Here is a 13,668-nt window from a genome sequence, read left to right on the forward strand (position 1 = left end):
CACGCCCTTTGCACATAACGCTCCGTTTACTATGGCCACAAATGGCGGTGCATTCCGGTGCCGGCGCTCCAATTTTTGCCGCAGCGCGCTCGTTGTTCCGGTCAGCCTTATTCATTCCTTAAACGCTGGATGCGAGTTTCAAACAAGCAAAAGCGACCTGCAAAGCAGGGGCAGTCACGACCGGGTGCGAGTGCGTTGAGTTTGACAACTGCCAGATATATTGAACTGCCTGGCGCGCTGGCGGCCGGTTGCGAACGCATGGTCCATCCGGCCATCATCGGCCAGGGCGATCGCCTGCGCCAGCGCCGGTTCATCGGCATCATGCTTGCCGCTCCGTTCTTCGCCGCCGGTGCGGCGGTGACACTGGTCACCTCGGGCATGGGCGCCGCCGTCACCGTCGCAGCCATTTTCGCCGCCTTCGGTCTTTGCTGGTTCGCCGCCTTGCTGGTGGCGGCGTCAGGCAAGATGGCGCTGGCAGCCCAGGTTGCCCTTGCCGCCGGCGGTCTTGCGCTTGCCGGCGCCGTCGCGGCAGCAGGCGGCCTGGCGTCGCCGGTTGCGCTGCTGGCCCTGGCACTGCCATTCGAGGCCTGGTGGATCGGCGGTTCAAAGCGCGCGGCACTTTGGGGCGGCCTCTCGGCCTTGGCCGCAATGCTGCTGCAGCCCTTTGTCGCCTCTGTCGTCCCGCTCGGCGGGGCGCAAGTCGCGGCGTGGCACTGGCTGCTGCCGCTCGCCTGGGGCCTGACGCTGGTTCCCCGGCTCGCAGCCCTAGGCGATGCCGCACGCGCGCAGCCCGCGCTGCTTCCAAACGACCGCCTTGAAGACATGATCGACGCCGTTGTCCTGCATGTCGCCCGGCATGGCGAGGTCCTGGATGCCTCGGCCAAGGCGCGCACCATCCTGAAGCTGCCGCCGGAACTGCTTTTCGGCGCCGGGCTGTTCGACCGCATCCACCTGTCCGATCGCGTCGCTTATCTCAGCGCGCTTGCCGACATGCGCGATGGCGCCCTGGCGCGCCGGCTCGATCTTCGGGTAAGGCTGCCGCAGGACGGCAGCGCCTCGACGGCCGACAATTACCGGCCATTTCAGCTCGAACTGATGCGCGCCGAAGAGCAGCAGGAGACCTTCACTCTGCTGCTGCGCGAGAACGACGAGACTGCCGAATTGCGCGACGAGCTTGCTGCCGCCAATGAGGCCGCAGCGTCGGCCGAGGTGGCAAAGGGCCGCTTCCTGGCGGTCGTCAGCCATGAGCTTCGGACGCCGCTCAACGCCATCATCGGTTTTTCCGACATGCTGCTGCATGAGATGTTCGGCGGCTTCAAGGACCCGCGCCAGAAGGAGTATGTCAGCCTGGTGAAGGAGTCGGGCCAGCATCTGCTTGCCGTCGTCACCTCCATCCTTGATGTCTCGAGGATCGAGGCCGGCGCCTACGCGACCGAGCCCGAACCGTTCCGATTCATCGAAGCGGTCGAGATGTGCCAGTCGATGATGCAGCTGCAGGCGAATGCCAAGAACATCGATCTCCAGGCGCAGATTGCGCCGGACGCCGGGGAGATCAATGCCGACCGTCGTGCCGTGCAGCAGATCCTGATCAACCTCGTCTCCAATGCGGTCAAGTTCACGCCCGATGGCGGCAATGTCGTCGTCGGCGCCAAGCGGATCGGCTCGCGGCTGCATTTCTGGGTCAGGGACACCGGCATCGGCATCGCCGAGGAAGATTTTGTCAATCTCGGCAAGCCGTTCATGCAGATCCAGAACGACTATACGCGCCGCTTCGAGGGCACCGGGCTCGGCCTGTCGCTGGTCAAGGGCCTGGTGGCGCTGCACGACGGCACGATGTCGATCGAAAGCATGCCGGGCGAGGGGACGACGGTCACGATCAGCCTGCCGGTGAACGGGCCGAAGAGGAGCGCGACCGACAGGAACGGGGTGCTGCCGATGCCCGCGACCAGGACGAAAGGCGACGCGAAAGGGGACAGGAATGGCTCGCTCCGCAAAACAGCCTAAGGCGGTCAAGCGCCGCAGCGGCGCGTTCGAGGCCGGCGCGATTGCGCTGGGCGGCGCGATCTCGCGCAATCCGGTCCTGGTCGGCGGCTCGACCGCCTTCCTGGTGACGCTGTTCTACGTTTCCGCCAACGCGCTGTGGTACCAGCCGTTTCCGCATGCCGGCGCCTTCTTCGCCACCCGCAGCATCGAGGGTTTTCCGCACCCCGGCGCGGACGAACCCGAAACCACCATCAACATCCTGCGGCCCGGCCCGGCTCCGGTCAAAAGCGATCCGACCGTCGAGCAGGTCCAGGGCATCCTGAAGGATCTCGATTTCTACACGGGAACGGTCGACGGCATTTCCGGGCCGAATACCCAAAAGGCGATCCAGGCATACCAGCAGAAAGTTGGCCTGCCGGCCTCCGGTGAGATCGATGCTGTGCTGCTCGACCAGCTCGGCGCCAAGCAGACCACGGCTGGCATCCCGCATCCTGTGCCGAGGCCCGTGGATATGGCCGCTGCTCCCGTCGCCGCGCCCGAGGCCGCGCCTGCGCCCATCCCGGTTTCCGCGCCGGTATCCGCCCAGGCGCCCGATGCCCGCATCGTCAAGATCCAGGCCGGCCTGAAGGCATTCGGCAATGACGACATGCAGCTCGACGGCGTCGTCGGCGCCCGCACCAAGGCGGCGATCAAGGAATTCCAGTCGCTGTTCGGCCTGCCGGAAACGGGCGAGCCCGACGAGGTCGTCTACGTCAAGATGCGCGAGATCGGCCTGACCAATTGAGTGGTCAAGACGACCGCTCGCGGATAGACGAAAATCCGGCTAAGACGCCGCGCATGTCCTCCGGAGCCTCGTCATGCGCGTAACCACCGAGTTTTGGGTGTCGGCCCTGCTGCGCCGTGTTTTCGGCGCCGGCGGCTTTGCGGCCGTCGTCAAGCGCGGCGCAACCGAGGCCGGCGCTGTCTTCGTGCTCTCCCGCGGCAGGCTGGGCGACGTCTCCCTGTTCGGCCCGGCGCCGCAGACGAGCTACGATTCGGACAAACCGGATGATCGCTTTTTCACGCTGCTCGGCGCCGGCGACGATGCCGCCGCGCTTGACGCCAGGCTTGAGCGGGAGAAAAAATTCGATCCCGACATCTGGGTGGTCGAGATCGAGGCCGCAACGGTTTCCGTCGAGGAGCTTCTCTCCGTCAAGACGCCTTGAGGCTGGCCGCTAAGCTGGCTTTGTCGTCCGGCGCTTGGTCGCCATTCGCGGCGACAGGGGTGTTGCCGCGCACCGCTCGCGACAATGTTTCGGCCTTCCAGCCGCGCACCTTGTCGAGCGCCGCCTCGTGGTGCAGCAGCCGGTAGCGGTCGAGGAAGATGCGGATCGCCTGCGGGTGCGGAAACTCCCGGGGGTAAACCGCGACCACGATCAGGAATGCCCTGTCCTCGCTGAGGTCGAGCGCCCGCAGCGCGGCGAGCAACGAGACATAGCTCGAATGCTCGGTCAGCGACCGCGCCGTGGAGAAGTCGATGTCGAGCGCGTCGGCAAGCGCGGTCTGAAAGAAGGCGGCGTTGCCGGTCAGCGCCGTCTCGCGCAGCTTGCTGTAAGTTGCTGAGCCGACGAAGGGATTGACCGATGTCGCCTCGCCCTCGGCGAGCATCATCGAGCGCAGGCGGCGCCTGGCGGTTTCGGCGGCGCTGCCGGGCAGTTTTGGTGCGCTGGGAGCGGCGGCAGCGGCTTCGGCACCGTTGCCCGCCACGTCGGCGATCGGCTCGGGCTGCCGCACGCGCACCAGGGTCGGCTTTTCCAGCGCCTTGATCAACTGCGCGATGGCCGGGTTCAAATCCTTGCGGCGGGCAATGGCGCGCGCATGCGGCAGGCCGTGGCGGCCGATCAACGCGATCAGGTCGATGTCGCCCAGCGCCCGCGAACGGACGAGCAAAGGCGCGCAGACATCGACCGGCTCCTCGCAAAGCCGCCGCACCAGGGCGGCCGGCGCATATTCGCATTCGGACAGGGCGGCGGCGACATAGCGGCGCGATTCGTCCGGCACGCTGTCGAACAGCGGCAGCGTCAGATCCTCGAGCTGGGCGATCTCGCGGCGCGACGGGCGGGTCAGCGAGCAGAACGCCGACACGGCGGCGCGAAACAGCCTTTCGGCTTTTCCCGATTCCGTCCGTATGGCGATTTGCCTGAAATCCGAAGCTGACACGGAAGATACGCCCGACACTCGACACAACCCGGACCATGCTCAACCGCAACTGTGTCGGTTTCGCGCTAGGCCTGGAACAAACATCAAATTAGCCGCGATCCGTTAGCGCTCCGTTAACCCTCTGCCGGCCTTAATCACATTTGGAGGCGTTGCGTTGTGCTCCGGGGCAACCGAGAGGAATACGCGAACCATGGGCATGGTACTGTCTTTCGTGCCGCGATCGGCACCAGTCAATCGAGCAGTTCAGGACACCGGTACGCCGGCGGCGGTGATCATTTTTCCCGGCGTCCGCTACGAGCATCCGCCATTGGCGGGCCAGGCGCGACCGGCGGACCAGCCGGGCACACCACGGACGCCTGTTCCGCACCACTGAATTTGCTGGTCGTCGGGGTGAGGTCAGTAGTCCTGCAGTTCGCAGGAGCTCTGGTCCAGGAACTGCGACACAACCGGCTTCCAGCTGTCGTCAGGCACCAAGGCGCGGATGACGAAGATGCCTTCCTCGATCGGCGCCTCGACGAAGATCGCCCCTTGCAGGTCTTCGGGAAGCTCCCTGCGCACGTCGATCATCTGTGCCGGCGTCAGCACCACGGTGTCCAGCTTGTTGCCGGTCGCCGTGCGGTCGTTGAATGAATAGAAATTGTGGCCGTTGCGGTCATAGACCGACACCGACCAGAACGGCACGCTGCCCGGCGCTTTGATCCGCACCACGCCTTCGGCAAGGTCGAAGCGGCAGGCGGCGGCGTAAAACAGCGGATCCACCGACTTCACCACCGGCGCGCCGCCCGCCTCGGCATCCAGCCTGGTCATCTTGTAGAGGTCGGACGCCATCGCCAGCCGTGACCAGGCATCGCGCTCGGTAAATTCCGGCACCAGCAAAAGCACCACGATGTGGACGATGCCGGCGCCGAGCAGGCCGAGCAGGATGGCGTGCAGCAACCTACGCATTGCAGCCAGCCTTGACGATCCGGGGCAGCGACACGTCGGAAAGGCCGGTGCTTGAGGCAATCGGCGTGTCGTAGAAGGTGAGCACGAAATACATCCGGCCAAAACCTTCGGTCAGAAGCCAGTTGCCGGGGGCCGGACGGTTGCCGACGGCGATGATCACCGAATTGTCGGGCTGACGCAGCACCTGGTAGGATTGCAGCGCCGCCAGCCTCGGCTTGCCGGTGTCGACCACGCCGAGCGATTGATCCGCGGCATAGAGCGTCCAGAACCGGGCGGTCGGGAAACTGCCTTCGATCCTGTAGTCGCATTGCCGCTGAAGCTCATCGCCGGCCGCATCGCGTTCGGCGATGAAGGACAAGCCTTCCGCCTTGCCGAGCGCCAGCACGCCCTCGCGCGCCACGCGCGCCTTCGAATAGGGGTCGGCATCTTGCGTGCCGATCTCGGGGAAGGCGGTCCATTGGCCGATGCTGATCGCGCCGACGCCGCTCTGCGCCTGCAGCGCATACCAGACGCTGCCGCCGCCGAGGCCGATGGCTATGGCAAGCGAAAGCAGCGTGAAAAAGGCGGTCTTGAGCATGAAGAACCGGGACGAGAGAATTATCGTTCGGGGATATAGCGGGGCAGGCCACAGAGCAAGCAGCGCTGTGGAATCAAAGCGCCGACAGGGTCTCCGGTGTCTGCGGCGAGCCGAGCACGGGCGCTGTCTGGAACACCTTGGTCATCTCGCGCAGCGTCTGTGTCGTGCGGCTGGACAACACCGCCGGGCGCTCGGCCGCGGCATCGGCGGCTGCCTGATCGGCGTTTTTCTTCTCCGCTTCCTCGGCTTTGGCCGCGATCTCTTCGTCGACGAAGGGCTTGTCGAGGCCGGGGATCGGCTTCAGGTCGATATTCTGGTGCGCGTAGACCATCAGCCGCTGCCACACCATCGCCGGCAGCGTGCCGCCGGTCATGTTGCGGGTCGGGGTGAAGTCGTCATTGCCGAGCCAGACGGCAGCCGTGTAATTGCCGGTGAAGCCGACGAACCAGGCGTCGCGGTAGGATTGCGTCGTCCCCGTCTTGCCAGCGACGACGATGTTGGGCAGCTGCGCGCGCCGCGCGGTGCCGATCGCCGGCACCGCAGCCAGCATGGTGTTCATGTATTTCAAAGCCTGTTCCGACAGAACCCGATGCGGCGCCGGCGCATCCTTGGCAAAGTCGTAGACGACATCGCCGGTGCGGGTGACGAGCTGGGTGATGCCGTGCCGCGAGCCGGCGAAGCCGTTCTGCGCGAACACGCTGTAGCCCGTCGCCTGGTCCATGACCGTCATGCCCGATGTGCCGAGCACCATGGTCTTGTGCGACTCCAGCGGCGATTCCACGCCGAATGATTCGGCCATCGCCTTGATCGGGCCGATGCCGAGATAGTCCTTGGCCAGCCGTACCGGCACGGTGTTGATCGATTTGGCGATCGCCGTGATCAGCGTCACATTGCCGGCCGAGCCGCCATTGTAATTGTGCGGTGACCAGCCGCCCCAACTGATCGGCCCGCCTGAGACGACGGAGTCCGGGGTGAACCCGTGCTCCATGGCGGTGGCGTAGACGTAAGGTTTGAACGAGGAGCCGGTCTGGCGCAGCGCCTTGGTGGCGCGGTTGAACTGGCTTGCGCCATAGTCGCGGCCGCCGACAATGGCGCGTACCGCGCCATTGGTCTCGATCACTACAACGGCGCCCTCGGTGACGTTGTATTCCTTGCCGAACTGGCGGAGATGGAATTCGACGGATTCCTCCGCCGCTTTCTGGATGTTGGCGTCGAAAGTGGTGTGTGCGACCAGCGAATGCTGGCCGGGCTTGGCGATCTTCTTGACCTCATCGAAGGCCCAGTCGAGATAATAGTCCGGGCTCTTCTGCTCGCCGCGGTCGACGATCTCGGCTGGATGCAGCCTTGCCTGCAGCACCTGGCCTTCGGTCATGAAACCAGAATCGACGAGGTTCGACAGCACCACATTGGCGCGAGCACGGGCGGCGGGCAGGTTGATGTGCGGGGCGTATTTGGTCGGCGCCTTGAACAGGCCGGCCAGCATCGCCGCCTCGGCGAGGTTCAGATCCTTGACGCTCTTGCCGAAATAGAAATCCGCCGCCGCCTCGATGCCGAACGTGCCGCCGCCCATATAGGCGCGGTCGAGATAGAGCTGCAGGATCTCCTTCTTCGACAGATTGGCCTCCAGCCACAGCGACAGGAAGGCTTCCTTGATCTTGCGCTGGAAGGTCCGCTCATTCGACAGGAACAGGTTCTTGGCCAGCTGCTGGGTGATGCTGGAGCCGCCCTGGACGACGGAATTAGCCCGCACATTCTCGAAGATGGCGCGCGACAGGCCGAGCACGTCGATGCCGTAGTGCTCGAAGAAGCGTCGGTCCTCGNTCGGTCCTCGGTCGCCAGCACCGCTTTGATGACATGGTCCGGCATCTCGTCGACAGGCACGGAATCGCGCTGGATGATGCCGCGCTGGCCAATCTCATTGCCGTAGCGGTCAAGGAAGGTGACGGCGAAATCGCCCTGACTGCGCCAGTCGCCGGTGGTGATCTGGAAGGCCGGCATCGCGAGTGCGAGCAGCACGACGACGCCGCCGGCGCCCATCGTAAAACCTTCGCTCAGCACCTCGATGATGCCGCGTCGCCAGCCGGTGACTCGGAAGCGCCGCGAAAAAATGGTCGCCGATTCCCAGAACTGGCCGGCCTTGAAGCCGATTTCGTAGAGCGAGGAATCGATCCACGCGTCCACCGCCAGCAGTGCGGCGGCGATCGGACCTCTTCGTCTTGGACGTCGTTCTAAAGGACTGGCCATTCCCGAAACTCACCCAACCCACCTGAGAACCGCAAGCGGGCAATTTCAGGGCGGGCATACCCGGCGAAGACTATTCTTCCATTTCAGCCCGGCTCACAAGGGCAGCCAGGCCACACCGCACGGTTTGTTGAGCGCCGCCCGGATCGTGACGCTGGAGTTCTGCTCCGTCGATGCCGACGCCAGTGGCTTCGAGCCAGTCTGGCACAAGGGCCGGCGGGTCGGATTCGTCACCTCAGGCGGCTATGGCTACACAATAGGCAAAAGCGTCGCGCTGACGTTGCTGGGGGACGAATTCGCCGGGGAGGGGACCGCGCTTTGGGTGCACATTGTCGGCGGCGTCGAGCGGCCGGCGCGAATTATTCCGGCTCGCCATACGGCCCGAGGGCAAGGCGATGCGGCAATGAGGAGTTTTGGCCATGGTCGATGACATCATAAGGGAGACCAGGCGCGAGCGCCGGCGCGGGCACACCGGTGATGCCGGCAGCGGGCCAAGCCGCCACCCGAACTATCGCTCGCTCAAGAACCCGTTCCTGCCGCAGCCGGTGTTTTCGGACGACCGGGTCGCGGCCATCCACGTCACGGCGTTGCGCGTGCTGGAAGAGCTCGGCATCAAGGTGCTGCTGCCGGAGGCACGGGCGATCTACGCCAAAGCCGGTGCGCTGGTCGACGAGGACAGCCAGATGGTGCGCATCGGCCGCGATATTGTCACTGCGGCACTGGCCTCGGTGCCGAAATCCATCCGGGCGCTGGCGGGCAACCGTAGCCGCGATCTCATGCTGGAGCTCGGCTCGATGACGTTCCTCGCCGGAGCCGGGGCGCCCAACGTCACCGATCTCGAACGCGGACGGCGTCCGGGCACGCTCGCCGCTTTCGAAGAACTGACCAAGCTTGTTCAGAATTTCGACGTGCTGCATATGCTCGGCCCCTGGATCGAGCCGCAGGATGTCGACAACCATTTGCGCCACTATGCCGTCAACCGTGCGCAGCTGACCCTGTCGGACAAGTTCCCCTTCGTCTTCGCCCGCGGCACGCCGCAGGTCGAGGATGGGTTCGAGATGATCAGGCTGGCGCGCGGCCTCTCGCAGGACGAGTTCCTGGCCGGCTTCCATTGCTATACCGTCATCAACACCAATTCGCCGCGCCAGCTCGATATCCCGATGGCGCAAGGCATCATCGACTTCGCCAAGGCCGGCCAGGTCTCTGTCATCACGCCCTTCTGCCTGGCCGGCGCCATGGCGCCGATCACCGTCGCCGGCGCATTGACGCTGCAGCATGCCGAGGCGCTGGCCGGTCTCGCGCTGGCGCAGATGGTGCGGCCGGGCGCACCGGTGGTTTACGGATCCTTCTCCTCCAATGTGGACATGAAGTCCGGCGCACCGGCCTTCGGCACGCCCGAGCACGTCAAGGCGACGCTGGGCGCCGGCCAGCTGGCGCGCTTCACCGGCCTGCCTTGGCGGTCCGGCGGCGGCAGTGCGGCCAACATTTCCGATGTGCAGGCGGCGCACGAGACGCAGTTCGCGCTGTGGGGCTCGGTGCTTGCCGGCGCCACCGTCTGCATCCATGCCGCGGGCTGGCTGGAGGGTGGCCTCAGCGTCTCCTACGAGAAGCTGATCACCGATATCGAGGCATTGCAGACGGTTGCCGAACTCTGCGCTACGACGCCCGGCGACAAGGATTCGATCGGCTTCGAGGCGATCGCCGAAGTCCAGCCGGGCGGGCATTTCTTCTCCGCCGGCCACACCATGACGCGCTACCGCACCGCCTTCTACGAGCCGCTGGTCGCCGACTGGTCGAATTTCGGCAGCTGGACGCAGTCCGGTTCGAAGTCGGCCACCGAGCGCGCCACCGGCATCTGGAAGCGGACGCTGGCCGACTTCCAGCCGCCGGCGTCGGCCGTTGCCACATCCGATGTGCTCGACGAGTTCATTGCCCGCCGCACCGAAGAGGGCGGAGCGTTGCCGGTGTCGTGAGGTTGGCAGCCGTCACATCGGCCGCTTGTCGCCGGTCTTCGACGGCTCGCGGCGAATCGGCCCAGCATCGGCCTGCCTGAGCTTGTCGGCGGAATCCGGCGGATGCGATCGAAGCGGCTCTCCTCCGCCGGCTTGGTCGCGGATACAGCGTATGGCTTCGGGGCAAATGTGATCATCTGTCGATCTCCGTGTCGTTGCTGACTGGTCTTGACTGACTGACGGAAATTCCTGGCTCGCCGGGGAAATGTCCCCGGCGCCTGTTCTGATTTATGCCCGCCCAGATTCCCAGGCGGGCGATTTTCGGGCGATGGTCAGTAGCCGCCCATGCCGCCACCGCCGCCCGCAGGCGCCGCATCCTTGGCCGGGATGTCGGTGATCATCGCTTCGGCGGTGATCAGAAGGGCGGCGATCGAGCCGGCGTCCTGCAACGCGGTGCGCACCACTTTCGCCGGGTCGACGATGCCGGCCTTGATCATGTCGACATAGACCTCGTTCTGGGCATCAAAGCCCTGATTCTGGTCCTTGCTGTCGGACAGCTTGCCGACGACGATCGAGCCTTCGACGCCGGAATTCTCGGCGATCTGGCGGATCGGGGCTTCAAGCGCCCTGAGCACGATCGAAATGCCGGCGGTCACATCGTCATTGGCGCCGGTCAGGCCGGCCAGAGCCGATCTTGCGCGCAGAAGCGCCACGCCACCGCCGGGCACGATGCCTTCTTCCACCGCCGCGCGCGTCGCATTCAGCGCGTCGTCGATGCGGTCCTTCTTTTCCTTCACTTCAGACTCGGTGACGCCGCCGACGCGGATGACGGCAACGCCGCCGGCGAGCTTGGCCAGCCGCTCCTGCAGCTTCTCCTTATCGTAATCGGACGTGGTCTCCTCGATCTGGCCCTTGATCTGCGCGATGCGCGCCTGGATGGTCGCCTTGGTGCCGGCGCCGTCGATGATCGTGGTGGTGTCCTTCTCGATCAGTACGCGCTTGGCGCGGCCAAGCATCTCGATGGTGACGTTTTCGAGCTTGATGCCGAGATCCTCGGAAATCATCTGGCCCGATGTCAGCACGGCGATGTCTTCCAGCATCGCCTTGCGGCGATCGCCGAAGCCCGGCGCCTTGACGGCCGCGACCTTGAGGCCGCCGCGCAGCTTGTTGACGACCAGCGTCGCCAGTGCTTCGCCTTCGACGTCTTCCGAGATGATCAGCAACGGCCTGCCGCTCTGCACCACTGCTTCGAGGATCGGCAGCATCGCCTGCAGATTGCCGAGCTTCTTCTCGTGGATGAGCACGTAAGGCTCTTCCAGTTCGACGCGCATCTTGTCGGCATTGGTGACGAAATAGGGTGAGAGATAGCCGCGGTCGAACTGCATGCCTTCGACGACGTCGAGTTCGGTGTCGGCGGTCTTGGCCTCCTCGACGGTGATGACGCCGTCATTGCCGACCTTGTCCATCGCCTTGGCGATCATGGCGCCGACGCTGGCATCGCCATTGGCGGCGATGGTGCCGACCTGCGCGATCTCGGCCGACGACTTGACCTTCTTGGCCTTCGCCTTGATGTCCTTGACCACGGCGGCGACAGCCTGGTCGATGCCACGCTTGAGGTCCATCGGGTTCATGCCCGCGGCAACCAGCTTGGCGCCTTCGCGCAGGATCGATGCGGCCAGCACCGTGGCGGTGGTGGTGCCGTCACCGGCGAGGTCGTTGGTCTTCGAAGCCACTTCGCGCACCATCTGCGCGCCCATGTTCTCGAACTTGTCAGCAAGCTCGATTTCCTTGGCCACCGTCACACCGTCCTTGGTGATGCGCGGCGCGCCATAGGCCTTGTCGATGATGACGTTGCGGCCCTTGGGGCCGAGCGTGACCTTCACCGCATTGGTGAGGATCTCGACGCCGCGCAGCATGCGGTCGCGCGCGTCGGTGGCGAATTTGATTTCCTTGGCAGACATTTTTTTCAATCCCGTTGGTGTGGTGAAGCAAGCGGCTCGCCGGAGCCTGGCAAAGCCAGGCCGGTCAGGCGGCCTTCTTGGCTTTGACGCTCTTCTCGGTGACGACCGTCCCGCTCTTGCCGATAGCGGCCGTCTCGCTCTTGTCGATGACGCCCATAATGTCGGCTTCCTTCATGATCAGCAGGTCCTCGCCGTCGATCTTGACCTCGGTGCCCGACCATTTGCCGAACAGGATGAAGTCGCCGGCCTTGACGTCGAGCGGAACAAGCGCGCCGTTTTCGTCGCGTGCGCCCGGCCCAACGGCGATGACTTCGCCTTCCTGCGGCTTTTCCTTGGCATTGTCGGGAATGATGATGCCGCCCTTGGATTTGACATCGCCTTCGGCGCGCCGGATGACGACGCGGTCGTGGAGTGGCCGAAACTTCATGAGAACTTCTTTCTGGGGCCGGCATAGGCGACCGCGCCGTTCTTATAGGCGTATTGGCACTCGATAGATAGGAGTGCCAAAAATTATTCGTGGCCAAAATTAAATATTAAAAAGTATTATGATGTCTGCCGGATTCGAAACGTCGCGAGGCGCCTAGATATTTCGAAAAATTGAATTTCGAGGCCAAAGCGACTATTTATATCGTAAGTTCGATTTCACCATTTCAGGCACGAGGAGATTTAGGCGATGGCCGAAGGCAATCAGAGCATCATGGAAAAAGCTGAAGCCCGCTTCATGGACAAGCAGAAGAAGACGGCCGAGCGCAACAAGGCAACCTCCGACTACATGTCCGAAGCGAGGGCCAGGGAGATCAAGACGGCAAGGCTCAGGGAATTGCGCCTGGCCAAGGAAGAGGCCGACCGCGTCGCGGAAGCCTTGAACCCGACACCGAAGAAGAAGCGGGCGACAGTCAAGAAAGCCGCCGCCGCGCCGAAGGGGGGCACGTCATGAGCCTGACATTCCCCAATCCAAGCCGCTTCTATGACGAGGCCGGCAAGCGCGTCCGCTTTGTCGGCCATGACGGCATGTTCCAGATTTCCTTCTCGGTCGCCGCCGATGCCCTCTCGAAGGCGCCATCAGGGACGGCGACCGCGGAAGCCACCTATCTGGCGGCCTTCGACACCGCGTCCAGCTCCATCCATGACATTGCCAGCAAGGCCTACGCTCGCACCCGCAAGAGCATATATGTGCTCACAGCCGCGGATTTCGGCTAGCGCGCGTTCGTCTTGCAATCAGAGCGGCTGAGATCAGCGTGCGTCAGGACTTGCGGTCGGCTTTTGCCCGCCGCTTGACGTCCCGGCTGTTCAGGCGGTCGGCCATCGCTTCCGCATCGCGCAAATTCATGGCCACCATCACCTGTTGCTTAAGATCGACAGGCTGGCCGGTGAAGATGTCGAAGATAGTCCAGCTCTCGGGCTCGTCCATGCGCAACGCGTAGCGGTTTGCCATATCGGCATCAGGCCTTTGACATGAAAAATGCCGCCGCCAGGATCAGGATTGTCCAGGCCACCACCGACAGCTTCAAGGCCAGGCCGCCATGCATTGAAAGTATCTCGCGCATGCGCAGGGCCACGGTGCTCTTCGACAGGGCGGGTGTTGCCGCAATCGCGACCGGGGGCTTGACGCCGAGCTTTTCAAAAGCCGGCAGCAGCGGTGGCGTTCGCATGAAATGACCTCGAATTGCCGGAGAAAACAGGGCTCCTCATAACACCCTTCTTGAAACTCCCCGCATGCCAAATAGAACCCGGTCCGTGAAAGGGCCATGCCGCCCGATTCGCCGCCTTCCATCAGGCGGATCGTCATCTGGCGAAATCCGTGCAACGC

14 protein-coding genes and 1 pseudogene are annotated in these 13,668 nt (G+C 64.2%); 7 read left to right on the plus strand and 8 right to left on the minus strand.

Annotated elements, in window-relative coordinates:
* Positions 1-258: 258 nt before the first annotated feature.
* The 3 genes from X730_RS146060 (at position 259) to X730_RS146050 (ending at position 3,188) form a co-directional block, all read left to right on the plus strand.
* A complete protein-coding gene (locus tag X730_RS146060) occupies positions 259-2,004 on the plus strand; it encodes a HAMP domain-containing sensor histidine kinase (protein WP_023709816.1) in 1,746 nt (581 codons plus the stop codon).
* Positions 1,979-2,767: a peptidoglycan-binding protein gene (locus tag X730_RS146055; protein ID WP_023826777.1), complete on the plus strand. Its 789-nt coding sequence runs from the start codon at positions 1,979-1,981 to the stop codon at positions 2,765-2,767. The genes X730_RS146060 and X730_RS146055 overlap by 26 nt, the downstream gene beginning before the upstream one ends.
* Positions 2,768-2,840: 73 nt before the next feature.
* A complete protein-coding gene (locus X730_RS146050) occupies positions 2,841-3,188 on the plus strand; it encodes a DUF1491 family protein (protein ID WP_023670160.1) in 348 nt (115 codons plus the stop codon).
* Here the strand turns inward: X730_RS146050 and X730_RS146045 are convergent.
* From X730_RS146045 to X730_RS01000000164605, 4 genes and pseudogenes are all read right to left on the minus strand, one after another.
* Positions 3,175-4,182 (minus strand): DUF2336 domain-containing protein, encoded by a 1,008-nt coding sequence (locus tag X730_RS146045; RefSeq protein ID WP_023702198.1) that lies wholly within the window; start codon positions 4,180-4,182, stop codon positions 3,175-3,177. The genes X730_RS146050 and X730_RS146045 overlap by 14 nt on opposite strands.
* A gap of 396 nt (positions 4,183-4,578) precedes the next feature.
* The gene (locus X730_RS146040; RefSeq protein WP_023702197.1) at positions 4,579-5,127 is read right to left on the minus strand and encodes a DUF1254 domain-containing protein; all 549 of its coding nucleotides are present in this window, start codon (positions 5,125-5,127) and stop codon (positions 4,579-4,581) included.
* The gene (locus tag X730_RS146035) at positions 5,120-5,704 is read right to left on the minus strand and encodes a DUF1214 domain-containing protein (RefSeq protein ID WP_023670163.1); all 585 of its coding nucleotides are present in this window, start codon (positions 5,702-5,704) and stop codon (positions 5,120-5,122) included. The genes X730_RS146040 and X730_RS146035 overlap by 8 nt, the downstream gene beginning before the upstream one ends.
* Before the next feature lie 73 nt (positions 5,705-5,777).
* Positions 5,778-7,948 (minus strand): annotated as a pseudogene (locus tag X730_RS01000000164605) (penicillin-binding protein 1A).
* Between the two features lie 127 nt (positions 7,949-8,075).
* On the opposite strand from X730_RS01000000164605, the gene X730_RS1000000168715 reads away from it, so the two are divergent.
* Both X730_RS1000000168715 and X730_RS146025 read left to right on the plus strand, forming a co-directional pair.
* The gene (locus X730_RS1000000168715; RefSeq protein WP_245261384.1) at positions 8,076-8,375 is read left to right on the plus strand and encodes a glycine cleavage T C-terminal barrel domain-containing protein; all 300 of its coding nucleotides are present in this window, start codon (positions 8,076-8,078) and stop codon (positions 8,373-8,375) included.
* Positions 8,365-9,918 carry a trimethylamine methyltransferase family protein gene (locus X730_RS146025; protein WP_023826779.1) on the plus strand — a complete coding sequence of 518 codons (1,554 nt, stop codon included), beginning with the start codon at positions 8,365-8,367 and terminating at the stop codon, positions 9,916-9,918. Before X730_RS1000000168715 ends, X730_RS146025 begins: the two co-directional genes overlap by 11 nt.
* A gap of 311 nt (positions 9,919-10,229) precedes the next feature.
* On the opposite strand, the gene groL is transcribed toward X730_RS146025, so the two are convergent.
* Both groL and X730_RS146015 read right to left on the minus strand, forming a co-directional pair.
* Complete coding sequence (gene groL / locus X730_RS146020; protein ID WP_023692807.1) at positions 10,230-11,858, minus strand: chaperonin GroEL; 1,629 nt, start codon at positions 11,856-11,858, stop codon at positions 10,230-10,232.
* A gap of 64 nt (positions 11,859-11,922) precedes the next feature.
* Positions 11,923-12,285, minus strand: coding sequence for a co-chaperone GroES (locus tag X730_RS146015; RefSeq protein WP_023698577.1), 363 nt, complete (start codon positions 12,283-12,285; stop codon positions 11,923-11,925).
* A 246-nt stretch (positions 12,286-12,531) separates the two neighbouring features.
* Here X730_RS146015 and X730_RS146010 point away from each other — a divergent pair, with 246 nt between their 5' ends.
* Positions 12,532-12,795 carry a hypothetical protein gene (locus X730_RS146010; RefSeq protein ID WP_023670169.1) on the plus strand — a complete coding sequence of 88 codons (264 nt, stop codon included), beginning with the start codon at positions 12,532-12,534 and terminating at the stop codon, positions 12,793-12,795.
* Positions 12,792-13,058 (plus strand): DUF1488 domain-containing protein, encoded by a 267-nt coding sequence (locus X730_RS146005; RefSeq protein WP_023705437.1) that lies wholly within the window; start codon positions 12,792-12,794, stop codon positions 13,056-13,058. The genes X730_RS146010 and X730_RS146005 overlap by 4 nt, the downstream gene beginning before the upstream one ends.
* Positions 13,059-13,101: 43 nt before the next feature.
* Here X730_RS146005 and X730_RS146000 read toward each other — a convergent pair whose 3' ends face one another.
* Entirely contained in the window at positions 13,102-13,269 is a 168-nt protein-coding gene (locus X730_RS146000) for a hypothetical protein (protein ID WP_348524274.1), read from the minus strand.
* Positions 13,270-13,300: 31 nt separating this feature from the next.
* Positions 13,301-13,510 carry a hypothetical protein gene (locus X730_RS145995; RefSeq protein WP_023826780.1) on the minus strand — a complete coding sequence of 70 codons (210 nt, stop codon included), beginning with the start codon at positions 13,508-13,510 and terminating at the stop codon, positions 13,301-13,303.
* Positions 13,511-13,668: the final 158 nt, after the last annotated feature.

Origin of the sequence: Mesorhizobium sp. L103C131B0, from assembly GCF_000502275.1 — a bacterium.
Taxonomy (GTDB): domain Bacteria; phylum Pseudomonadota; class Alphaproteobacteria; order Rhizobiales; family Rhizobiaceae; genus Mesorhizobium.

Coding starts and splice junctions, on each gene's coding strand:
- groL (WP_023692807.1), bottom strand. CDS start 11,858: ATGTCTGCCAAGGAAATCAAATTCGCCACCGACGCGCGCGACCGCATG.
- X730_RS146005 (WP_023705437.1), top strand. CDS start 12,792: ATGAGCCTGACATTCCCCAATCCAAGCCGCTTCTATGACGAGGCCGGC.
- X730_RS146050 (WP_023670160.1), top strand. CDS start 2,841: ATGCGCGTAACCACCGAGTTTTGGGTGTCGGCCCTGCTGCGCCGTGTT.
- X730_RS146025 (WP_023826779.1), top strand. CDS start 8,365: ATGGTCGATGACATCATAAGGGAGACCAGGCGCGAGCGCCGGCGCGGG.
- X730_RS146060 (WP_023709816.1), top strand. CDS start 259: ATGGTCCATCCGGCCATCATCGGCCAGGGCGATCGCCTGCGCCAGCGC.
- X730_RS146055 (WP_023826777.1), top strand. CDS start 1,979: ATGGCTCGCTCCGCAAAACAGCCTAAGGCGGTCAAGCGCCGCAGCGGC.
- X730_RS146000 (WP_348524274.1), bottom strand. CDS start 13,269: ATGGACGAGCCCGAGAGCTGGACTATCTTCGACATCTTCACCGGCCAG.
- X730_RS146010 (WP_023670169.1), top strand. CDS start 12,532: ATGGCCGAAGGCAATCAGAGCATCATGGAAAAAGCTGAAGCCCGCTTC.
- X730_RS145995 (WP_023826780.1), bottom strand. CDS start 13,510: ATGCGAACGCCACCGCTGCTGCCGGCTTTTGAAAAGCTCGGCGTCAAG.
- X730_RS146015 (WP_023698577.1), bottom strand. CDS start 12,285: ATGAAGTTTCGGCCACTCCACGACCGCGTCGTCATCCGGCGCGCCGAA.
- X730_RS146040 (WP_023702197.1), bottom strand. CDS start 5,127: ATGCGTAGGTTGCTGCACGCCATCCTGCTCGGCCTGCTCGGCGCCGGC.
- X730_RS146035 (WP_023670163.1), bottom strand. CDS start 5,704: ATGCTCAAGACCGCCTTTTTCACGCTGCTTTCGCTTGCCATAGCCATC.